The 21751-nt window shown below is 64.8% G+C and carries 24 protein-coding genes and 2 pseudogenes; 23 read left to right on the top strand and 3 right to left on the bottom strand.

Features of this window, described 5'->3' with window-relative positions:
• Positions 1–146 precede the first annotated feature (146 nt).
• Positions 147–2177 (top strand): DNA topoisomerase III, encoded by a 2031-nt coding sequence (locus ACZK4H_RS08170; protein ID WP_003116834.1) that lies wholly within the window; start codon positions 147–149, stop codon positions 2175–2177.
• A 723-nt stretch (positions 2178–2900) separates the two neighbouring features.
• On the opposite strand, the gene ACZK4H_RS08165 is transcribed toward ACZK4H_RS08170, so the two are convergent.
• Complete coding sequence (locus ACZK4H_RS08165; RefSeq protein WP_099552667.1) at positions 2901–3536, bottom strand: cation efflux transmembrane domain-containing protein; 636 nt, start codon at positions 3534–3536, stop codon at positions 2901–2903.
• 411 nt (positions 3537–3947) lie between these two features.
• On the opposite strand from ACZK4H_RS08165, the gene ACZK4H_RS08160 reads away from it, so the two are divergent.
• Positions 3948–4157: a sterol desaturase family protein gene (locus ACZK4H_RS08160; RefSeq protein ID WP_014747696.1), complete on the top strand. Its 210-nt coding sequence runs from the start codon at positions 3948–3950 to the stop codon at positions 4155–4157.
• Between the two features lie 12 nt (positions 4158–4169).
• Positions 4170–4544 (top strand): DUF3703 domain-containing protein, encoded by a 375-nt coding sequence (locus ACZK4H_RS08155; RefSeq protein ID WP_011516992.1) that lies wholly within the window; start codon positions 4170–4172, stop codon positions 4542–4544.
• 67 nt (positions 4545–4611) lie between these two features.
• Here ACZK4H_RS08155 and cadR read toward each other — a convergent pair whose 3' ends face one another.
• Positions 4612–5010 carry a Cd(II)/Pb(II)-responsive transcriptional regulator gene (cadR, locus tag ACZK4H_RS08150; RefSeq protein ID WP_003098965.1) on the bottom strand — a complete coding sequence of 133 codons (399 nt, stop codon included), beginning with the start codon at positions 5008–5010 and terminating at the stop codon, positions 4612–4614.
• Positions 5011–5101: 91 nt separating this feature from the next.
• Here cadR and ACZK4H_RS08145 point away from each other — a divergent pair, with 91 nt between their 5' ends.
• The 9 genes from ACZK4H_RS08145 to ACZK4H_RS08105 all read left to right on the top strand — a co-directional run bounded on the left by ACZK4H_RS08145 (position 5102) and on the right by ACZK4H_RS08105 (position 13309).
• Complete coding sequence (locus tag ACZK4H_RS08145; protein WP_003098961.1) at positions 5102–8014, top strand: heavy metal translocating P-type ATPase; 2913 nt, start codon at positions 5102–5104, stop codon at positions 8012–8014.
• A gap of 3 nt (positions 8015–8017) precedes the next feature.
• Positions 8018–8518 carry a signal peptidase II gene (gene lspA, locus ACZK4H_RS08140; protein WP_003098955.1) on the top strand — a complete coding sequence of 167 codons (501 nt, stop codon included), beginning with the start codon at positions 8018–8020 and terminating at the stop codon, positions 8516–8518.
• 336 nt (positions 8519–8854) lie between these two features.
• Entirely contained in the window at positions 8855–9166 is a 312-nt protein-coding gene (locus tag ACZK4H_RS08135) for a hypothetical protein (RefSeq protein WP_003108988.1), read from the top strand.
• 337 nt (positions 9167–9503) lie between these two features.
• Positions 9504–9716: a hypothetical protein gene (locus ACZK4H_RS08130; RefSeq protein WP_003116833.1), complete on the top strand. Its 213-nt coding sequence runs from the start codon at positions 9504–9506 to the stop codon at positions 9714–9716.
• Between the two features lie 21 nt (positions 9717–9737).
• The gene (locus tag ACZK4H_RS08125; protein WP_003116832.1) at positions 9738–10130 is read left to right on the top strand and encodes a hypothetical protein; all 393 of its coding nucleotides are present in this window, start codon (positions 9738–9740) and stop codon (positions 10128–10130) included.
• A gap of 182 nt (positions 10131–10312) precedes the next feature.
• Entirely contained in the window at positions 10313–10999 is a 687-nt protein-coding gene (locus ACZK4H_RS08120) for a hypothetical protein (protein ID WP_003116830.1), read from the top strand.
• 83 nt (positions 11000–11082) lie between these two features.
• On the top strand, positions 11083–11820 hold the full coding sequence (locus tag ACZK4H_RS08115) for a DUF5983 family protein (protein ID WP_003116829.1): 738 nt from the start codon (positions 11083–11085) through the stop codon (positions 11818–11820).
• Between the two features lie 97 nt (positions 11821–11917).
• Positions 11918–12196 (top strand): hypothetical protein, encoded by a 279-nt coding sequence (locus ACZK4H_RS08110; RefSeq protein ID WP_003116828.1) that lies wholly within the window; start codon positions 11918–11920, stop codon positions 12194–12196.
• A gap of 288 nt (positions 12197–12484) precedes the next feature.
• Entirely contained in the window at positions 12485–13309 is an 825-nt protein-coding gene (locus ACZK4H_RS08105) for a hypothetical protein (RefSeq protein WP_003098941.1), read from the top strand.
• Between the two features lie 261 nt (positions 13310–13570).
• Here the strand turns inward: ACZK4H_RS08105 and merR are convergent, their stop codons facing one another.
• On the bottom strand, positions 13571–13978 hold the full coding sequence (gene merR / locus ACZK4H_RS08100) for an Hg(II)-responsive transcriptional regulator (protein WP_003098939.1): 408 nt from the start codon (positions 13976–13978) through the stop codon (positions 13571–13573).
• Between the two features lie 71 nt (positions 13979–14049).
• On the opposite strand from merR, the gene merT reads away from it, so the two are divergent.
• From merT to ACZK4H_RS08045, 11 genes and pseudogenes are all read left to right on the top strand, one after another.
• Complete coding sequence (gene merT, locus ACZK4H_RS08095; RefSeq protein ID WP_003116827.1) at positions 14050–14400, top strand: mercuric ion transporter MerT; 351 nt, start codon at positions 14050–14052, stop codon at positions 14398–14400.
• Between the two features lie 12 nt (positions 14401–14412).
• Positions 14413–14700, top strand: coding sequence for a mercury resistance system periplasmic binding protein MerP (gene merP / locus ACZK4H_RS08090; protein ID WP_003116826.1), 288 nt, complete (start codon positions 14413–14415; stop codon positions 14698–14700).
• 10 nt (positions 14701–14710) lie between these two features.
• Complete coding sequence (gene merA, locus ACZK4H_RS08085) at positions 14711–16399, top strand: mercury(II) reductase (protein WP_003098932.1); 1689 nt, start codon at positions 14711–14713, stop codon at positions 16397–16399.
• Positions 16400–16417: 18 nt separating this feature from the next.
• Complete coding sequence (locus tag ACZK4H_RS08080; RefSeq protein WP_003098931.1) at positions 16418–16933, top strand: Tn3 family transposase; 516 nt, start codon at positions 16418–16420, stop codon at positions 16931–16933.
• Positions 16897–17415 (top strand): annotated as a pseudogene (locus ACZK4H_RS08075) (Tn3 family transposase); the annotation flags it as partial. The gene ACZK4H_RS08080 and the pseudogene ACZK4H_RS08075, both read left to right, overlap by 37 nt.
• A 45-nt stretch (positions 17416–17460) precedes the next feature.
• Positions 17461–17745, top strand: a complete 285-nt coding sequence (locus ACZK4H_RS08070; protein ID WP_031629745.1) for a DUF3085 domain-containing protein — start codon at positions 17461–17463, stop codon at positions 17743–17745.
• Positions 17746–17886: 141 nt separating this feature from the next.
• Positions 17887–18337: pseudogene (locus ACZK4H_RS08065) on the top strand (XF1762 family protein).
• 310 nt (positions 18338–18647) lie between these two features.
• Complete coding sequence (locus tag ACZK4H_RS08060) at positions 18648–19553, top strand: DUF3577 domain-containing protein (protein WP_003116825.1); 906 nt, start codon at positions 18648–18650, stop codon at positions 19551–19553.
• 145 nt (positions 19554–19698) lie between these two features.
• Positions 19699–20526: a DUF932 domain-containing protein gene (locus tag ACZK4H_RS08055; RefSeq protein ID WP_003116824.1), complete on the top strand. Its 828-nt coding sequence runs from the start codon at positions 19699–19701 to the stop codon at positions 20524–20526.
• A gap of 94 nt (positions 20527–20620) precedes the next feature.
• Positions 20621–21310 (top strand): DUF3275 family protein, encoded by a 690-nt coding sequence (locus ACZK4H_RS08050; protein WP_003116823.1) that lies wholly within the window; start codon positions 20621–20623, stop codon positions 21308–21310.
• A 94-nt stretch (positions 21311–21404) separates the two neighbouring features.
• A complete protein-coding gene (locus ACZK4H_RS08045; protein WP_003116822.1) occupies positions 21405–21746 on the top strand; it encodes a hypothetical protein in 342 nt (113 codons plus the stop codon).
• Positions 21747–21751 lie beyond the last annotated feature (5 nt).

The raw sequence follows: 21751 nt of genomic DNA, 5'->3' as shown, positions 1-21751 counted from the left end.
CGGCCACGCACCTTCCCCGCACTCGCCATTTCATCGGCGTGAAAGCGGTCGCTGCCGCATGCGGCTTGTTTGCTGCTGCCAGGGGCTGCGCTCGGCATCCTCGATCCCAGCAACTCCATGAACAACAGGAATCGGGATGGACGGATATGCGGCTGTTCTTGTGCGAGAAGCCCTCCCAGGGCAAAGACATTGGCCGGATTCTCGGCGCCACGCAGCGCGGTGAAGGCTGCCTCAACGGTTCCGGCGTCACGGTCACCTGGTGCATCGGCCATCTCGTGGAGGCGGCGCCGCCCGAGGCCTACGACGAGCAGCTCAAACGATGGTCCGTTGAGCAGTTGCCCATCATTCCCCAGCACTGGCGGGTCGAGGTCAAACCGAAGACCGCCACGCAATTCAAGGTCGTCAAGGCGCTCTTGGCGAAGGCGACTCACCTGGTTATCGCCACCGATGCCGACCGCGAGGGCGAATTGATCGCCCGCGAGATCGTGGAGCTTTGCGGCTACCGCGGCCCCATCGAACGCCTGTGGCTGTCGGCGCTCAACGATGCGTCCATTCGGGCGGCACTGGGCAAGCTGCGGCCTTCGGCCGAGACGCTTTCGATGTACCACTCGGCGCTGGCGCGCTCCCGTGCGGATTGGCTCGTGGGCATGAACCTGAGCCGGCTGTTCACGGTGCTGGGGCGACAGGCGGGTTACGACGGCGTGCTGTCGGTCGGCCGCGTACAGACCCCGACGCTCAAGCTCGTTGTGGACCGCGACCGCGAGATCGCGCGCTTCGTGTCCGTACCATACTGGGCCATCGCCGTGTCCCTGTTCGCAGGCGGTTCGACTTTCGCCGCGCAATGGGTTCCACCCGATGCGTGCACCGACGACGCAGGCCGCTGCCTGCGGCAGCCGGTCGCACAGCAGACCATGCAGCAGATCCGCGCTGCGGGCAGTGCCCACGTCGTGTCGGTGGAGACTGAGCGTGTCCGCGAAGGCCCGCCGCTGCCGTTCGACCTGGGCACCTTGCAGGAAGTGTGTTCCAAGCAGCTTGGGCTGGACGTGCAGGAAACCTTGGAGATTGCCCAAGCCCTGTACGAGACGCACAAGGCCACGACGTACCCCCGCTCGGACTCCGGCTACCTGCCCGAGAGCATGTTTGCCGAAGTGCCCACCGTTCTCGACAGCCTGCTCAAGACCGATCCCTCGCTGCGCTCGATCATGGGCCAGCTCGACCGCTCGCAGCGCTCGCGCGCCTGGAACGATGGCAAGGTCACGGCGCACCACGGCATCATCCCGACGCTCGAACCGGCGAAGCTCTCCGCCATGAGCGAGAAGGAACTGGCCGTGTACAGGCTCATCCGGTCGCATTACCTGGCGCAGTTCCTCCCTCACCACGAGTTCGACCGCACTGTGGCCAAGTTTTCGTGCGGGGGGCAGAACCTGGCGGCCACGGGCAAGCAGGTTGTCATCCCGGGTTGGCGCCAGGTGCTCGCCGAGCCGCAGGCCGAAGACGGTGATGGCGAGGGCGATACTGCGGTCCGCGCCCAGGTGCTGCCCGCGCTGCCGAAACTGTATGAGGGCCTGGCATGCCAGGTGGCCGACGTCGATCTCAAGGCACTCAAGACGCTGCCGCCCAAACCGTACACGCAAGGCGAGTTGGTCAAGTCCATGAAAGGCGTCGCCAAGCTGGTGTCCGATCCCCGCCTGAAGCAGAAGCTCAAGGATACGGTTGGCATCGGCACCGAAGCGACGCGGGCCAACATCATCGGCGGCCTGATCGCTCGCGGCTACCTCGTGAAGAAGGGGCGCGCCATCCGCGCCTCGGATGCGGCTTTCACTTTGATCGATGCCGTGCCTGCGGCGATTGCCGACCCTGGCACCACCGCCGTCTGGGAACAGGCGCTCGACATGATCGAGGCCGGACAGCTCACCCTGGACGTGTTCATCGGCAAGCAGGCCGCGTGGATTTCGCAGTTGATTGCGCAGTACGGCAGCGCCTCCCTGTCCATCAAGGTTCCCCAAGGGCCGGCATGCCCGCAGTGCGGCGCACCCACGCGCCAGCGCAGCGGCAAGAGCGGCCCGTTCTGGTCGTGCAGCCGCTACCCGGACTGCAAAGGCACGCTGCCAGTCGAATCCGGCAGCTCCAAGCGCGGCGCCTCGCGCCCGCGCCGTAGCGGCCGCAAAGGCTCCTGACCGCCCCCGTTCCCCGTGAGCCGTGCCCGCCTTCGGCGGCGTGGCCCCTGTCCCGCACTCCGCCGCATGCCCTGCGGGACGCCCAGCGCGCAACGCCTTCTTGATCCGTGTGCGCGTCCCGCCCAGCCGTCCCCGGCCGCGGGACCTGAAGGTAGCTTCTCTGCGAGCCGCACCACGCGCGTTCTGTTGATCTGCGTTTCTTCCGCCCTCTGCGAAGGGTCTCCCGGTGGCTTGCCAGGCTGCACGAGCCACCGGGAGACCCTTCGTGGTCAGCGGTAATCGGTGCCGGTGCCCGCCGGTGCAAAAACGGGCTCCCTTTGTGCGCGGATGTGCGCCAGACGATGCCGGCCCCAGCCACGACATGGGCCGGGTGTGATTGCTTGATGAGCAGACGGTTCTAGCGACGACCGGGCCTGCCAATCAGCCCACGGGTGGTTCCTCTTTTCTCCCGAGCCGAAGGCCGTTGGGCCTTCGGCGCCATTCTCCTGCCCATCAACGTCCCGGCCCGGCCATTGGCCTGGGCCACACGAACAGGAGAGACGACATGCACCCTCAACCTTGCGCACCGCTGCTGTACGGCAGACGGAGGTCGAGAACGGCATGCCCGCCTATCGCGCGGCCATCGCCAATGGTACGCTCGGCTGCAGCCGAGGCCGTAGCCCAAAGGCTGGACTACCTCTTTTGCAGAGGTAAACCTCGGGATGAACTGGGCGAAAACATGCCTTATGTGCCCGCCTTACGGCGAGCTGTTTCCGATGCTTCGCGCAGGATTTCCCGCCCCCCATTCGCTGCGATTGCGGCCACGATGACGCCCAGCACCAGATCCGGGATGTTCGACCCGAACCCCATCACCAGCACCCCGGACAGCACAATCGCACCATTGACGATGGAGTCGTTGCTGGTAAAGATCGCTGACGCCTTGAAGTTCACATCTTCCCCGCGATGGAGGCGCAGTAGTCTGAGGCACACTAGGTTCAAAGCCGCGTTCAGCGCGGCCATGGCCATCATGGCTGGGCCGACAGGCTCTTCCCCTCCAGCGAAGCGGCGTAGGACTTCCAACAGCAGCAGCGCGGCCAGGCCGATTAGCAAGAAACCCGACAAGCGGGCCGCGCCCACCTTGACCGTTGCCGCACGACCGACGGCATACAGGCTAACCGCATAGACCGACGCATCGGCGAGGTTGTCCAACCCGGCGCCCATCAGCGCCGTAGAGCCAGCCCAGATGCCAAGGGCAATGCCGGCGGCGGACTGCGTCAGGTTGATCAGCAACACAGTCAGAAGAATCTTTCGGTCCTTCGCATCGCTCGCATCTAGGCGGCCCAACTCGTCGTTTTCGTGATTTCTGTGGTTTTCAGCCATGCATTGTTCCTTCCAAATCGATGGATGCTGAAGCCTGTAGCGGCTGGAGAGTCAAGGCGCAGATGCAACGAACTTGCCACAGGGTCTTCCCGGACGCCCTTGACTCTACCGTAGCTAGAAGGTTTTCCAATCCAGTCAGAGCTTTAGGACAGAACAGATGAGCACCAATGCGCCCCCTTCATTGCGACTGTCATCCGGTATGGCTGCTATCCACTGATCCGTGGCGCCACTGCGGTTGTGCTCTTCGGCGAGCTCGCGACCGGCCGGCCGTCTTTTCCGACGGAGCTACTCACAGTGATCGTCGCGCTCGCTTGTGCCGCCTTGCTAGAGGGCGGGCGGCCTTTCCACTCCCCGTTGAGCCAGTAGCGGCGTTCCAAGCTGTGGTTGGCCGTCGGCGCATGGCTCGGCTTCTTGGTCGTGCATCTGGCCTTCCAGCACTCCAATCTGGGATACCGGGTCGGGCCGTTGGGATTGTTGATCGGGGTGGCTGAAGCCCATCGCTGGCATCACAAGCGTGAGCACGAAGACGCCCAAGTCAACTACGGCGATTTCTGGATGCCCGGGGGCCACTTGTTCAGCGCTTTCCGGTCGCAAAAGCACACGCTGGGCGCCAAAGAGTGACACTCAAGAAAGATGGACTTTCCAATGGACTACGGCCCGCAGCTTGTCTATCCCTTCCGGAGCCGGCCAGCAGCGGCAAACGCTTGCGCTGCTGGCTATACGATCTTGCCCACGTCGCATTCTTGCGCGAGTCGGGCCTTGCGGCTTCTTGCGAAGCGATCGCGAGTTGCGTGGCGTGCCCATGAGTCGGGCCGCGTCGTGGCGCACTGCTACCTTGGCCTGCACCTGCACCTGCGCAGCCACGCCGCGATGCTCGGTCTGGCCTGGAGAACCCGTAAGGTGGCGGAGATTGCGGCGCGCAGGTCGTCCGGCTCGCGCTGGCTCCTGTGGGCCACGCCCTCGGTCGCACGCCGTCTCAAAACGTCAGAATCGCGCGCTTTCGCATGATGGAGCGCGGCACGTGGCTCTCAGAACTGGACCCGATCACTTCCAGCACCGATGACACGCTCGAGCTTCAGGCGGGCTCGGCCAAGCTGTTGAGAATGCCGCACTCGCGCGAGGTTCGGGCGCTATCGCAGGAGCGTCGCAGATCCATTAACTCGCGCTCCAAGGCGCGCAATTCCTTCATCTTGGTCCGCACTTGCGCGATATGAGCGTCGACCAGCGCGTTCACCTCGCCGCAGCCCAACTCTGGCCGATCCCGTAAGTTCAGCAGTTGACGGATCTCATCCAGCGTCATGTCCTTCGCCCGGCAGCGGCGGATGAACAGCAAGCGCTGCAAATGGACTTCGTCATAGAGCCTGAAGTTGCCCTCGCTACGTGCAGGCTCGGGCAGCAAGCCTTCTGACTCGTAAAAGCGCACGGTCTGCACCAAGCAATCTGCCTTCTTGCCCAGTTCACCGATCCGCATCATGGTTGCTTCCTATAAAAAACTTGACTCTATATCTACTAGAGGTTTTCTAATGATGGCATCCGGGGAAAACCTTGTCAATGAAGAGCGATCTATGAACAAAGAACCTTCCAGCCCATGCGCCTGCTCCGGCGGCAATGGCCAACAGACGGCGTGCGCCAGTGAGCAGGCCAGCACTGAAACCACCGTTTTCCACGTGAGCAACATGGATTGCCGCAATGAGGAAGCACTGGTGCGGCGAACGCTGGAGGGCATGCCCGGTGTCGAGCGGCTCCTGTTCGATCTTCCGCAGCGTTTGTTGACCATTTCGCACCGCGAAGTCTCGGCCGATGCCTTGGAGCAAGCGCTGAATTCGGTGGGCATGAAGGCTCAGGCTGTCCGAGACGCCGCCGTGTCGACCACCTACCGCATCGAGAACATGGACTGCCCGAGCGAGGAGAAACTCATCCGCTCGCACCTCGGGGCAGTCGAGGGAATTCAGGACCTCGACTTCGACCTCGCTGAGCGCACCCTGTCGGTGAAACACCTCGCTCAGGCACGCGCGCAGATGGAGCAGGTCCTGGCCTCGATCGGCATGCGCGCCAAGGAGCAGACCTTCGGCCACACGGGGCCGATCGAAGCCGCGGCTGTGATCCCATCCTCGGCCCTGCAGCAGCAACCAACCGCTGCCGTTTCCGCGCCGCCGATCGGCGAGCGGGTGACGTACCGGATCGAGAACATGGATTGCCCGACGGAAGAAGCGCTGATCCGCGACCGGCTGGGCAAGCTGCCGGGTGTGACCGCGCTCGACTTCAATCTGATGCAGCGTGTGCTGGGAGTCCAGCACACGCTGGCGACCTCAGCGCCGATCGAGAAGGCGCTTGCTTCCATTGGAATGCAGGCTGCGCGGCAGGACATGCAGACAGCCACCACGGTACTTCGCATCGCGAAGATGGACTGTCCGACCGAGGAAAGTCTGATCCGCGGCAAGCTGCAAGGCATGCCGGGCGTGCAGGGAATGGATTTCAACCTGATGCAGCGCACGCTCACGGTTCGGCACACACCCGACGCGATCAAGCCGGCAGTCGAAGCCATCGAATCGCTGGGCATGGAAGCCGAGGTCCAGAGGACTGATGAGCCGCGCGATGCCCCGGTGGCCGCGCACAAGACCAATTGGTGGCCGATGGCGGTTTCGGGCGTTGCGGCGGTGGCCGCCGAAGGCGTGTACTGGGTCAACGACGGCAATCATTGGGCCGTGATCGTGCTGGCACTGGTTTCGATCTTCACCGGCGGCCTCAGCACCTACAAGAAGGGCTGGATCGCGCTGAAGAACCTCAACCTGAACATGAACGCCCTGATGGCCATCGCGGTCACCGGCGGCATGGCGATCGGCCACTGGCCGGAGGCCGCCATGGTCATGTTCCTGTTCGCGTTGGCGGAAGTGATCGAGGCGAAGTCGCTGGACCGCGCCCGCAACGCCATTCGGGGGCTGATGGACTTGGCGCCCGAGACCGCGACCGTGCGGCAGGCCGATGGCTCATGGACAGAGCTGCCGGCCAAGGAGGTCGCAAAGGGCGCGGTGGTCCGCGTGCGTCCTGGCGAGCGCATCGCACTGGACGGCCTGATCACCTCGGGTCGATCGGCCATCAACCAGGCGCCCATCACCGGCGAGAGCCTGCCCGTCGAGAAGGCCGAAGGTGACCAGGTCTTCGCCGGAACCATCAATGAGACCGGCTCTTTCGAATACAAGGTGACCGCAGGCGCCAGCGACTCGACGCTCGCGCGCATCATCCATGCCGTGGAGTCCGCGCAGGGCAGCCGTGCGCCCACGCAGCGCTTCGTCGACCAGTTCGCCCGCGTCTACACGCCGGCGGTGTTCGCGGTGTCCGTGCTGGTTGCCGTCGTGCCGCCGCTCGCCTTCGGCGGCGCATGGTTTGACTGGGTCTACAAGGCCCTGGTACTGCTGGTGATCGCCTGCCCCTGCGCTCTGGTCATCTCCACGCCGGTCACCATCGTCAGCGGCTTGGCCGCTGCCGCCCGACGCGGCATCCTGATCAAGGGTGGCGTCTACCTGGAGGGCGGGCGCAAGCTCAAGGCGTTGGCCCTGGACAAGACCGGCACACTCACACATGGCAAGCCCGAGCAGACCGACTTCGTGCCGCTGATCGGCGAGGCGCAGGAAGTTGCCGCCTGGGCCGCAAGCCTCGCGGCACGCTCGGACCATCCTGTGTCTCAGGCCATCGCCCGCAAGGCGAACCGTGACGGCATCGCGCTGCACGAGGTCGACGACTTCGCGGCGCTGCCTGGCCGCGGCGTGCGCGGCCGCGTCGCCGGGCGCATGTTGCACATGGGCAACCACAGGCTCGCCCAGGAGCTGGGCCTGAGCGAAGCGACGCTCCAGGCTCGGCTGGAGACCCTGGAGCGCCAAGGCAAGACAGCGATCCTGCTGATGGACGATGCGACCGTGCTCGGCATTTTTGCAGTGGCCGACACCGTGAAGGAAACCAGCCGTGAGGCGGTGGCCGACCTGCAGGCGCTGGGTGTGCGCACGCTGATGCTGACGGGGGACAACCAGCACACGGCCGCGGCCATCGCTGCCCAGGTCGGAATCTCTGAAGCCCGTGGTGACCAACTGCCCGAAGACAAGCTCAAGACCATCGAAAGCCTGGTCGGCGGCGAGGGCCAGGTGGGCATGGTGGGCGACGGCATCAACGATTCGCCCGCGCTCGCCCGTGCCGACATCGGCTTCGCCATGGGCGCGGCCGGCACCGACACCGCGATCGAAACAGCCGACGTCGCCCTGATGGACGACGACCTGCGCAAGATCCCCGCCTTCATCCGGCTGTCGCGTAGCACTGCGGCGATCCTCACGCAGAACATCGTTCTGGCCCTTGGCATCAAGGCGGTGTTCCTTGCGTTGACGTTCACAGGGCATGCCACCATGTGGATGGCTGTGTTCGCTGACATGGGGGCAAGTCTTTTGGTTGTCGTCAATGGGCTGCGCCTCCTGAAGTTCAAGGCGGCATGAACAATGGATGAACCATCTCTTCGCAAGACGCAGTGGTACTCACTCGCGATCGTTATATTCGCCGGCGATCAGGCAGCTAAGAGCTACATTGACGCGACAACTCCCTTGGGTTGGTCGCACGAGGTGGCGTCATTCTTCAACCTAGTTCACGCTCTCAATCCCGGCGCGGCGTTCAGCTTCCTTGCTGGCGCGGGCGGCTGGCAGCGGTGGTTTTTTCTGGCGATCGCGTTCGCAATATCGGCATGGCTCGCATGGCTGCTCTCCCGGCCGCTGCGCAAAACGGAAGGCCTTTCGTACAGCCTCATTCTGGGCGGCGCATTGGGCAACGCGTTCGACCGCGCCACGCGCGGGCACGTTATCGACTACATCGACTTTCACCTGCACGGCTGGCACTGGCCCGCCTTCAACATCGCTGACATGGCCATCGTGGGCGGGGCGATCGCGCTGGTGGCCCAGTCGTTCATGAGCGTGGAGAACCCGGCCGCCACAAAGGAGTCCCAGTGACATTGGGACGATCCGGAAATTCGCAATGCACACGGTGCAGGACACCAATCTGAAGAGAACGGCCCCCAGCATGAGCGGCCGCGGCTTGGCCCTCATGCTAGCGCCCACCGCCGCTTTTGCTGCAACGCCCTGTTGCGATGGCGGCGATTGCTGCAACGACGTCGCAATGCCTTGCTGTGAATAAACAGCACGCAAGCCAGTTGACCTGGCAATTATGAAAGTCCATCACGGCGATGCTGGCCTTTTTCGTTCCAATGAGCCGTCACGGAGAGGTGATGATGAAGCTATGCCGGGATCCTGCAAGCTTTAGGACGGTCTTCTTTACCGCATAGCGATATGCTGATGTCACCCGTTCGCCTCGCCTGGCAAGTACAAGTAGTTCGTCGCGGTTTTCTGGCCGTGTCCGCCCGCTTCGCTGGCCCTTTTGCCCCAAACAAGCGCAATCATGCCTGCGTTACCACCAAAGTTCGCCCCCGCCAGTTGCTGTTCCTAAAGGGCATCAAGCTCAACGCCATCGCCGACCGGCCAGCGTATTTCGCATCGCTGCGTGCCCGTCGGGGCCAGCCCATCGTCATCCTCGCAGAGCTGGGACCGGACGAGGCATTCGCCCTGTGGAAGCAGCATGTACTGGGCGACAGGCCTCGCTGACCCAGTTTCGCCTCATCCTCCTGACAGCCCCGCACTTATTGCGGGGCTTTCTTTTTTCCGCGTTCGCCAATCGGGGCTGTTGCAAATGCCGATTTCCGGCTGACGCGGCTCGCCTCGCGCATGAAGCTGCCCGCATGTGTCGCTGATTCGTCAGCACCATGCCAGCAGCCAGAGTTTCCAGGCTGCCGCGGATTCTTTCCGCGCTACCCGCCAGTCCGCCATCGCATCGAGTCTGCGGACGCGCGTCACCCGTGACGCCGATGCTTTTTTCTCAACCGCGTGCGGGAGCTGCCATCCCGTGAGGGACGAGGCCCCGCTTTTTCCAAGGAGCCCGTCCATGTCCCAGCAAGCCTCTTTCGGCCAGTTGGCCTTGATCCATTGCGGCAAGTTCCTGCCGCTCGAAATCCTGCATAGCGCCGCCGGCCACTACATCGGCACGCGCGATACAGAAGGTCCCGTTTCGCGGGAATCCTGCCAGTACTTCCGCAGCTATGCCGCGGCTCAACGTGCCCTCGAAAGAGGCGGCTGGTCCCAGCTCGCCACACCCTGATCCAACTGGAGGAACCACGTCATGAACCAGCTTTTGCCCCAGGAAGTCGTCGATCAGATCATGCGGGAAGAGCAGCATTTCGCCGCCGCGCCCCAAGCCTTCTTCGAGGTCTGGAAGCGCGGCGTCGAGATCGCAGGCCCGCAATGGTTTGGCGACGGCACGCGCGAAGGCCTGAACCAGGCAAAGAGCAAGTGGGATCTGCGTCCCGACATGCTGCGTGCCAACGACGCACTCGGCGTCCTGAGCAGCGGGGAACGCATGTTCCTGTCCGCCATGTTCAGCTTCTACAACGCGCGCGAGGGCGGTGCCATGCTCAAGCGCTGCCACTTCCAAGGACTGTCGGACTTCGATGGTCTCGATCTGCAACGTCGCCAGGTGATCGCCGACCTGCTGCTGAACTACAGCGGTTGGTGAGCCGGTCCCTGGCACACCTTCATCACTGCGTTCACGGGACCCCATGAGGGACATGCGCCTCGTTCGAGGCCATGTCCCTCGCGTTTTCTCCCCGCCCAGCGCCATCCGGCATCAGGCGGTTTCCCCTGCGGATGCCATCGTCCGCAAGGGCTGGCTCCGTTCATTCATCGAAAGGAGCCTTCATGGCCAACAACTACTACGAAGCCACCGGCGTTCTCGTGCTCGACCGTGTGACGCCCGTCATCCAGGCGCTGTTCGGCGCCTTCGCGCTGGACGAGAGCCACCCCGGCAACGGGCAGGCCTACATCGCCCAGATCGCCGAGACCACCAATCCGCAATGGCCGGACGTGCTCGATGGCCTGGAAGACCTGGCCACGCAACTCGGTATTCCGATGCCGGACGACGAAGGGCTGTCGATCCCGCCGCTGCTCGAACTGCTCGCCGTGCACTTCCGTGCCGATGAGGACGAAGAGCTGGGGAACTTGATCGACCGTCATTCGTTCGAGGACACCGCCGATCTCGACGCATTGTTTCTGATCGCCACCCGGTTCGATGACGGGCACCACCTGACCGCCATCCAGTTCGAGGGCTGCTGGTACTGCAGCAAGCCGCGGCTGTTCGAGTTCGGCGGCAACGGCTGCTACCTGAGCCGCGAGGTCCGCTTCATCAGCTCCTCCTCCCAGGCCCTCCAGCTCGGCGACCAATTGCGCAAGACCATTGTGGCCGCCGACATCGAAGAGGCTTCGGCCCTGATCGCGCTGGAGACCATCAATCTGCTGGCGGGCGTCAGCGACGAGCCATTCCGCATGAATTTGCGCCGGCGCGTCGCCGAGCGATTGGCCCAAACGCCAACGATCAGCGTCACCTGACGCTGTTTCCTTTCTTTCCACCCACCGGGGTCAATTCCCGGTGGCGGGGATTTGCTCCATCATTATTCTGTTGGAGAAATCCCATGTCCCAGAATCCCAATCCCTTTCTACGCGGCTACTGGAATCTGAAAATCGTCCGCACGCTGTCCATCAGCTACGAGGACGGAAGCCCGCATGTTTGGCGAAACATCCACCCGAGCCAGCAGCACCTCTGCGACGCGGCGCTGGTTTCTTCTCCTTGCATCATCACCAGCGACTTCGCGGTGGTCAGGACTGGCACCGAACCTGTCGGCGCCGCACTGATCGCCGAATGCGACGCGGCTGAAGGGGGCAGCGGCGAAGGCATGGTGGGTGCCGTGGTGTACGCGATCCACGGCGACGACTTCGACGGCCGCCCCGTCCACATTGGCGACACCTATTCGGCCGAGGCCGCACGGGAAGTCGTGCAGCGGTTGAGCTTCGAGACCGGCTACTACAGCCGGTGCTGGGAAATCAGCAGCGCGCACATCAGCCGCGAAACCGGCCAGTACCTGGCCAACCTGGCTGACCTCGCGACGCCGGAGGCCTTTTTGTTCATCGCGTTCCGGATTCCCTACAGCCCGGCGATCGGCGTCAAGCTGATCTCCACGCCCTGGACGGACCAGCACCTGCAGGACGTCGAGGGGATCGCCGCCGAGCAGCTTCGGCAGGAGCACCGCAGCAAGGGCATGCCGGACGAGCTGGCACAGATCCTTGAACTGGCCGGCCAGGCCGACGTGCGCATCCTCATCCTCGATGCCGACGCACCCGTGTTGCCGGGCCTATCGCTGGCCGGCGAATAGCTGCCACACACATCCCCGGCCTTCCTTGTCCTCACCGCATGCCGGCCCGGTCTCCCGCCAGAGAGCCGGGCCGGCGCACTTTCACAGGAGCGATCCCATGTTCCCCGACCTCATCACACCCGCATCCGACTTCGAGCACCAACTCGGAGCCTGCGTCAACGCCATGAGCCAGGAAGATGCCATCGGCCAGATCCTGGTATTCGAGCGCATGAGCGGCACGCTGCACATGCGCCATATCGCCAGCGCCGACCTGGTGGACACCGACGTGGACGACTACGAAATGGTCGTCTTCGACGGTGGCAACACAAGCGGCGACACGTGGAAACACGTGTTCTTTCCGCGTCAGCGCGAGCACTACTTCGTGTACCAAGCCTGATTCCTCCAGCCCCTTTCGAGGGGCTTTTTCTTGCCCGCAGCACAGGAAAACGGTTGTGGTGCGGTGCCGTTTCCTGCGGGCAGGCAGACCGCCCCAGGGCCATGCTTGCCCCATGTTCGTCGGCGTTGCCGGCACATGCCCAGGCAGTCGAGACCTTCGAGGCTGCAAGCGCGGGAAACCGTGCTGGTCGTTTCTTCCTACGGACCTACCGCGTCCATCCACGCCACCCACAAGGGACCTCTCCCTTGCGGGCGGGGAATCCCTTGTTTTTCCTCAAGGAGTTTCCCCATGGATCGTTCCCTCATCAAATCCATGATGCCTTCGCTGGTCGCAGGCCATGTGCCCCGCAACGTGCGGTCGTTCAAGTACCGCGTGTTCGATGATCAGCCGCTGTCCTCAACGCTGGGCTTCGCCATCGACCCCCAACCCTTCGACGGCAAGGTGGTCGCCGCGACCGACGATGCCATCGTCGTCAAGCTCAAGCCTTCCGAGTTCGCGGTGCTCGATCCCAGCCTGGTGACCACGGTTCCTGCCGAAGGCGCCAAGGTGCATGTCCAACCCTATGCCCGTCGTCGCTTCGACGGACTGCGCGCGGACACGCCGGAGGTCATCACCGAGGAGACTTCGGACGGCACGCCGTACACCATCACGAGGCACATCCTCGGCTCGGCGCCGGCCAAGCTGCCCATTCCCACGCCGCAGTGCATGGAGTTGGGCCAGCTCATCGAGCAGTTGGAGGAGATGCCGGCCCCCGATCGCTTCCGGCGCATCACCCACATGCTGGTGGATGCCGGTGCCCGCGACTTCACCTGGGTCGATCCCACGCCCTCCAAGATCATCGAGACCCCGCCGGCGATCAGCTTCACGGTCTCGACCGCGAAGTTCGAGGGCCGGGTGACGATCCTCTACGACCGCGGCGGAGACACCTACGTGGTGGAACTGCACCGTCAGAACGGTGAATCGGTCGAACTGGTCGATCGGCACGACGAGGTGTATTTCGACATGCTCGGCGAAGTGCTGGAGAGGCTCATCGACGACGGGCGCTGGCGCCAGATCGACGTGAGCATCCTCGACGCGAAAGCGGCCCGCAAGCGCCAGGCCGTCCCGGCATGACGCCCCGCAGCGAAACCGGGCGGTCCTGCGGCTGACCCGAGGCATCCGCCACGGCGTTCCAGCCGTTCCGGCCGCGTGCACTACAGGCCCTTCATCCCATCGGATGGAGGCCTTTCTCATTCTTCCACACAGGAGATTTCATCCATGTCACTGCGATTCAAAGGCGCTGACCTGCGCCCCGTGCTGACCGAAGCCATCGCCAATCAGGGGTCGTCTCAGAAAACGGAAAAAAATCGTACGCTAAGAGCCGAAGTGGGCCCTTTAGCAGCAATGCAAAGCTGCGATCAACGGGCAGGAAACATTGCCATGGTGCGCGTTGCACTCTCTCACTAGCGTCGACAGGGCCTCTTCCATCCGCGTGAGGTCCGCCATGCGTGCGCGCACATCGGCCAGCCGGTGAGCAGCCAGTTCGGCCGCCTCGCTGCAATGGGTGCCGTCCTCCAGTTTCAGGAGCTGGCCGACTTCATCCAGGCTGAATCCCAGGCGCTGGGCTGACTTCACGAACTTCACCCGCGCCACGTCCGCCTGCCCGTAGCGGCGGATGCGACCGTAGGGCCGCTCCGGCTGGGGTAGCAAGCCCTTGAGCTGATAGAAGCGGATCGTCTCCACGTTGACCCGGGCTGCCTTGGCGAAGGCCCCGATGGTCAGATTCTCTTGAGCGTTCTCCATGGCGCTTGACTCCGTAGTTGACTACGGAAGTAACGTTACAGCATCAAGCGAAGTCCCGGAAGGAGAACCTTATGTCGGAACCCAAGAACGGCTGCGGCGCACTGGCGACCGGCGGCGTCGCGGCCGTCCTCGCCTCGGCCTGCTGCCTCGGCCCCCTTGTCCTGGTCGCGCTCGGCTTCTCTGGCGCGTGGATCGGCAACCTGACCGTGCTGGAGCCGTATCGGCCGATCTTCATCGGCGCAGCGCTCATCGCGCTGTTCTTCGCCTGGCGCAGCATCTTCCGACCAGCCCATGCCTGCAAGCCCGGCGACGTTTGCGCCGTGCCCCAAGTGCGGACTGCCTACAAGGTGATCTTCTGGATCGTGGCCGCCCTGGTTCTGGTTGCCCTCGCGTTTCCCTACGTCCTGCCGCTGTTCTACTGAAAGGAGATCACCATGAAGAAACTCACCACCCTCACCACCCTCATCGCCCTGGCCGCCGCTCTAAGCGCGCCCGCCTGGGCTGCCACCAAGACCGTCACCCTGTCGGTGCCCGGCATGACCTGCGCCGCGTGCCCGATCACGGTCAAGACGGCTCTGTCCAAGGTCGCCGGCGTCGAGAAGGCCGAAGTCAGCTTCGAGAAGCGGGAGGCCGTCGTCACCTTCGACGAGGCCAAGACCAATGCCGACGCCTTGACCAAGGCCACCGCAAACGCGGGTTACCCGTCCAGCGTCAAGCAGTGAGGGCGTAATCATGGCCGAGGCGATCACCCTCCACATCGAAGGCATGACCTGCACGTCGTGCGCCGAGCACGTCCAGCAGGCTTTGACGAACGTGCCCGGCGTGCGCGCGGCCTCGGTGTCCTATCCGCAGCGGCAGGCCGAAATCGAGGCGGATGCAGGCGTGAGCGTGGCCCCGCTGGTTGCCGCAGTGGCCACGCTCGGCTATCGCGCACGGCTTACCGACACGCCGAACAAGCCTGCCGGCCTGCTAGACAAGGCGCTGGGCTGGCTCGGTGGCGAAACGAAGCATGTTGGCGGTGAACAAGCGCTGCACGTGGCTGTGATAGGCAGCGGCGGCGCGGCGATGGCGGCTGCCTTGAAGGCCGTGGAGCAAGGCGCCCGCGTCACGCTGATCGAGCGCGGCACCATCGGCGGCACCTGCGTCAATGTCGGCTGCGTGCCGTCCAAGATCATGATCCGCGCCGCGCACATCGTCCACCTGCGCCGCGAAAGCCCGTTCGATGCTGGCCTGCCGGCCGCAGCGCCCGCTGTACTGCGCGAGCGGCTGCTGGCCCAGCAACAAGGCCGCGTCGAGGAGCTGCGCCATGCCAAGTACGAAGGCATCCTGGCAAGCACTCCGGCCATCACCGTGCTGCGCGGCGAGGCCCGGTTCAGGGACACGCGCACGCTGACCGTGGCGACCGCTGACGGCGGCACGCACGAGGTGAACTTCGACCGCTGCCTGATTGCCACCGGCGCGAGCCCGGCGCTTCCGCCAATCCCGGGCCTTGCGGACACACCCCACTGGACCTCCACCGAGGCGCTGGAAAGCAGCTCGCTCCCCGAGCGGCTGGCCGTGATTGGTTCCTCCGTGGTGGCGGTCGAGTTGGCGCAAGCCTTCGCCCGGCTGGGCAGCCAGGTCACGATCCTGGCGCGCAGCACGCTGTTCTTCCGAGAAGACCCGGCCATCGGGGAAGCCGTAACAGACGCCTTCCGCGCCGAGGGCATCGAGGTGCTGGACCACACCCAGGCGAGCCACGTTGCCTATGCGGGCGGGGAATTCGTGCTCACCACCGGGCAGGGGGAAGTGCGCGCCGACAAGCTGCTGGTCGCCACCGGTCGCGCGCCGAACACGCGCAGCCTGAACCTTGAAGCGGCAGGCGTCGAAGTCAATGCGCAGGGAGCCATCGTCATCGACCGCGCCATGCGCACGAGCGCACCGCACATCTTTGCTGCCGGCGACTGCACCGACCAGCCGCAGTTCGTCTATGTGGCGGCGGCGGCCGGCACGCGCGCCGCGATCAACATGACCGGCGGCGACGCGGCGCTGGACCTGACGGCGATGCCGGCGGTGGTGTTCACCGATCCGCAGGTGGCGACCGTGGGCTACAGCGAGGCGGAAGCGCACCACGACGGCATCGAGACCGACAGCCGGCTGCTGACGCTCGACAACGTGCCGAGGGCGCTCGCCAACTTCGACACGCGCGGCTTCATCAAGCTGGTGGCGGAAGCTGGCTCAGGGCGGCTGATCGGCGTACAGGCGGTCGCGCCGGAAGCGGGCGAACTGATCCAGACGGCCGCGCTGGCGATCCGCCACCGGATGACCGTGCAGGAGCTGGCCGACCAGTTGTTCCCCTACCTGACCATGGTCGAGGGACTGAAGCTCGCGGCGCAGACCTTCAACAAGGACGTGAAGCAACTGTCCTGTTGCGCCGGATGAGGAAAAGGGAGGTGTTCGATGAACGCCTACAGCCGCGCCAACCGCCGCATCTACGCGGCCTTGTCCGATCCCCTGTCGGCCACCCACCGGCACCGCCTCGACGATCTGCTCAAGCGCCACGACAACGGCAAGACGACCTGGCTGGCCTGGCTGCGCCAGTCGCCCGTCAAGCCGAACTCGCGCCACATACTCGAACACATCGAGCGCCTCAAAGCCTGGCAGGCGCTCGACCTGCCTTCCGGCATCGAGCGGTCGGTGCACCAGAACCGCCTGCTCAAGATCGCCCGCGAAGGCGGCCAGATGACGCCCGCCGATCTGGCCAAGTTCGAGGCACAGCGCCGCTACGCGACCCTGGTGCGCTCGCCATCGAGGGCATGGCCACCGTCACCGACGAAATCATCGACCTGCACGACCGCATCCTGGGCAAGCTGTTCAACGCTGCCAAGCACAAGCATCAGCAGCAGTTCCAGGCGTCCGGCAAGGCGATCAACGCCAAGGTGCGGCTGGCCACCTCGATCAAGCAGGGCACGGTGACGGCCTCGCTGATGCTCAGGAAACTCGGCAGCTACCCGCGCCAGAACGGCCTGGCCGTGGCGCTGCGCGAGCTGGGCCGCATCGAGCGAACGCTGTTCATCCTGGACTGGCTGCAAAGCGTCGAGCTGCGCCGCCGCGTGCATGCCGGACTGAACAAGGGCGAAGCCCGCAACGCGCTAGCCCGCGCCGTGTTCTTCAACCGGCTGGGCGAAATCCGCGACCGCAGTTTCGAGCAGCAGCGCTACCGGGCCAGCGGCCTCAACCTGGTGACGGCGGCCATAGTGTTGTGGAACACGGTCTATCTGGAACGGGCCTCAAACGCCTTACGCGGTCACGGCCAGACTGTCGATGACGCCCTGTTGCAGTACCTGTCGCCGCTGGGCTGGGAGCACATCAACCTGACCGGCGATTACCTCTGGCGCAGCAGCGCCAAGATCGGCGCGGGCAAGTTCAGGCCGCTACGACCGCTGCAACCGGCTTAGCGTACGATTTTTTCCGTTTTCTGAGACGTCCCCAATCAGTGCCGCATTGTCCTGGTCAAGGATCAGGGCGTGTACTTCCTCGCCGAGCGTGGGGAGCGTCGCCCGGATGGGCGCCAGGCACTGCTCGCCTACGCCGTCGGATGCAACCCGGACACCGACCCGTTCGATGACTGGTGGCACCTCGCCGGCCGCGAGCTGGGCGGCGATGACTTCGCGGAGTATTTCGACCCGAAGGACGGCCTGTTCACGCGCCTCCAGCACTCGGCGGACGATCTCGTGCTTTCCGCCACCGCCACGCACCTGTCCTTAGCAGTGGTGCCTCCCGCCTGACGCGGCAACCGCCTCGCAGCCCCCGCATCGGGGGCCTTCTTTTGTTCGCACCGCCGCCATCGCCGCGCGTGCGCGTTTGTCTCCAGCCGCCGAGGCACGCCCCGCCGGCCACAACGCCGGCATGCCACCGGAGACAACCGCATGAACACGCCATCGACCTCGCCGAGGCTGCACCTCCTACCGGTGTCGCTGCGCACGGCCAATGCATTCGTTCTGTCGCACCATCGCCACCACCGCCCGGTCCAGGGCGCGAAGTTCGCCCTGGCCGTCACGCTGAGCGACAGCGACCTGATCCACGGCGTGGCCATTGTCGGCCGCCCGGTCGCGCGGCACCTGGACGCTGGAAGTCACGCGGCTGTGCACCGACGGCACACCCAGCGCCTGCAGCAAGCTCTACGGCGCGGCCTGGCAGGCGGCAAGGGCGCTGGGCTACATACGCCTGCTCACCTACACCATGCCCGACGAAGGTGGCGCCAGCCTGCGCGCCGCCGGCTGGCGGCTGATCGGCGCGCGCGGTGGCGGCGCCTGGAGCCGTCCCGGCCGTCCGCGCGCCGATACCCCCGAGCACCTGCGCGGCGCCAAGTGCCTGTGACAGGCGCCGGGTGGCGCGGACAAAGGGAAGCGCCCGGGTGCCGATTGATTGCTGCCGCGCGCGCGAGGCCCCGCCATGCTGGCCCCATGCCTGCTGACGTCGTCAGCGACATGCCAGGCAACCATCGGTCTTCGAGGTTGCGGCGCAGTTCCCACTGCGTGACCGAGCCAGCTCGCACCGCATCCTTCCGCGAGCGGCCACCAGCCTCTGGTGGCGGATGCTTTCGCCTTATCAACCCACCGCGGGGTCACGCACCTTCCCCGCATGCGTGGGCCGGTGTGTCTCCGCTTCATCCCAATGGAGATTCACCATGAACACCACGTCCAACGAGAAATCGTATTTCGACCTCCACACCTCGGGCATCGGCTACATCCAGCGTGTCCGTGAAGTGCCCGTCCGGGGCGGCCGCCGTGCGCAGCCTTTCCTGGCATGCACCATCGCCGCGCTGGTCGGCCCCGCCCGGGACCCCAGCTACCGCTACTTCGACGTCAAGGTCTCGGGTGCCGAGGCCAAGAAGCTCGTTCAGCGCTACATCGGCGTTGACGATCCCAAGCAGCGCCCGCTGGTGCGCTTTCGCCTCGGTGACCTGTGGGGCGATGTGTACATCCGCGACAAGGGTGAGCAGAAGGGTCAGGCCGCCGCGTCCCTCAAGGCGCGACTGCTCAAGGCCGAACTGATCGACCGGGCCGAACTGGCTTCGATCGAGCAGCACGAGTTGATCACCCGCGGCATCGGCTATCTCAATCGTGTGAAGGACGTCACCCCAAAAGCTGGCGACTCGTTCCTCTCTTGCACCGTCGCGGCACTGGCCGGGCCTGTCGATGAACCGGAGTATCGGTACTTCGACACCATCGTCGCCACCCCGGAAGCCGAGCACCTGGTTCGCCGGTGCGTTCAGGCCGTCGAGGGTGACCGCAAGGTGCTGATCGCCTTCCGTCTGAACGACATGAAGATCGATCCGTACATCCGCACCAAGGGTGAGCACGCCGGGGAACCGGCCGCCAGCCTGGAATCGACGCTGGTCCACATCGGTCTCATCAAGATCGACGGCACCCAGGTCTATCCGACGAGCCAGGCGCAAGCCGAGGCGCCGCCGGCCGAAGACGCATCCGCGTCCGAAGCCGACGATGCCATCGACACGGCCACCGAGCCCGCCGAGCGCGAGCCCGAGGCGCAAGTCCAGGAGCAGGAGCCGGCATTGGCTGCTTCGTTCTGATCCGGCACGGCCTCTCACGGGGCCTTGTCGCTTTTCCTCCCCACGTACGCCGCGTCCCCAGGACGCGTGCTTGCGCATTTCATCCCCCGAGTTCCGCGTGGTCTCACGGCCACGCGGTTGTCGAATTTCTCAAAGGAGATCAGCCATGTCTCTGGTATCCCGCTTTGCTCCGCAATCCCCGATCCTGCGCTCTGATCGCCCACTCTCGGACGACCGCATTCGTGCCGTCGTTCCGTCGATCTTCGCCGACGCTCCACATGGGAGCCGGTCCGATCGGTATGCCTACATACCGACCTCGACCGTGCTGACCAAGCTGCGCCAGGAGGGCTTCGAGCCCTTCATGGTGTGTCAGACGCGCGTGCGCAACGAAGACCGGCGCGAGTACACGAAGCACCTCATCCGACTTCGCCATGCAAGCCAGATCAACGGCGACGAGGCGAACGAGATCATCCTGCTCAACAGCCATGACGGCACGAGCAGCTATCAGATGCTCGCCGGCATGTTCCGGTTCGTCTGCCACAACGGCCTGGTTTGCGGTGACACCACCGCAGACATCCGCGTTCCCCACAAGGGCGACGTGGCCAGCCAGGTGATCGAAGGTGCCTACGGAGTCCTCGAAGGTTTCGAGCGCGTGCATAACGCGCGCGATGCGATGCGCACCATCACCCTCGATGAGGGCGAAGCGGAGGTCTTTGCGAACTCTGCGCTCGCACTCAAGTACGACGATCCGGCCAAGTCCACGCCTGTCACCGAGAGCCAACTGCTGGCCCCTCGGCGATGGGACGACCGCAAGAACGACCTGTGGGCCGTCTTCAACCGCGTCCAGGAGAACCTAGTCAAAGGGGGCCTGAACGGACGCACGGCCAACGGCCGCAATCAGCGCACCCGTCCGGTGCAAGGCATCGACCAGAACCTGCGCCTGAACCGGGCGTTGTGGCTGCTGGCCGAAGGCATGCGCCAGCTCAAGGCGTGATGCCACGCGGACCTCGCCCACCTCGGGCGAGGCCATTTCCTCTCATCCACCGGGTGCCGTCGGCGGCCCGTCATTCATCATCAGGAGAACCATCATGGCAACCCCATCGGCTTCCGAGAAATCTGTTGCGCCCATCGTCGTCCCCGGCCAGCTCACGCTGCGTACCATCCGCGGCAAGAACGGCCCGTTCACGGTTGGCCGCCTCGCGACGCACCTCGGTACTTTCGAGGTCAAAGACCCGGAGCTGGAGCAGTACCCCGAAGGCAAGTACGACGGGGAATTCATCATCAGGTACATCTTCCCGAAGTCCTATCCGGTCGGCGGCGGCATGCGGTTCGAGATCCGTGCCAGCCTCGACGGCATGACGCTCAACGGCATCGACAAACTCAGCCGCGACGAAGCCCGCAGCTTCGCCACCCAGGACGTCGATCCGCTCGATGAAGAGCAAGGGGCGCAGCCTGCGGCAACGCCGGCCAAGCCCACCAAAGCGTCCAGGCCCGCCAAGCCCGCACCCGTGCAGGCGTCCGCGGACCCGCTGGTCGATACCACGCCCTTCGGCGTGGATGCGCCACCGCCTGCTACGGCCGCTGCCCCCGGCAGCACCGAAGACGGTGACGCCGCGCTCTTCGGCCTGCTGTGGCCGCTGGGCGAGTCCGTGAAACTGGATTCGACCATCGACCGCCGCACCCTGCGCGCGCAGATCGCCCGCCTGGGCGAGCTGGGCTACGCGCTGGACTTCAAGACGCAGGAGTGGAGCCGCCAGGCCGAACCAAAACCTGCGTGATCGCAGACGCCGCATGCGCGGTGTTCTTCATCCACCCGCCGGGGTTCCTTTCCCATGCGGGGGAGGCCCTGGCCATTTTCTGGAGGTCTCCATCATGTCCACCATCGCTTGCGATACCCCGCGTTCAACGCTGGATGAACCCGCGTGGCGGGACCTTTGCAAAGCGGCCGCCGCACACGCCCAGCGCGGTTGCGGCTTGTCCTACGACCACTACGTGACGCTCTTCAGTTCGGCGATCGACGCACAGGCCAATCGTTTGCCGGATGAGCAACGTGCTCAGGCTCTCGAAATCGCGGCCCAGGAATGGGACTACGCAACACCTGCCGAACGGCAGGAAACCCAGGACTGGAATGCGGAGCATGGCTATTGCTCGCACGGGATCGAGTTCGGCTACTGCCCGGCCGGTTGTGATCGAGACGATGACGACTGGGATTGAGGGCG

This window comes from Stenotrophomonas sp. 78350_Sma, assembly GCF_056482105.1.
This window is presented reverse-complemented; position numbering and strand designations above follow the sequence as displayed.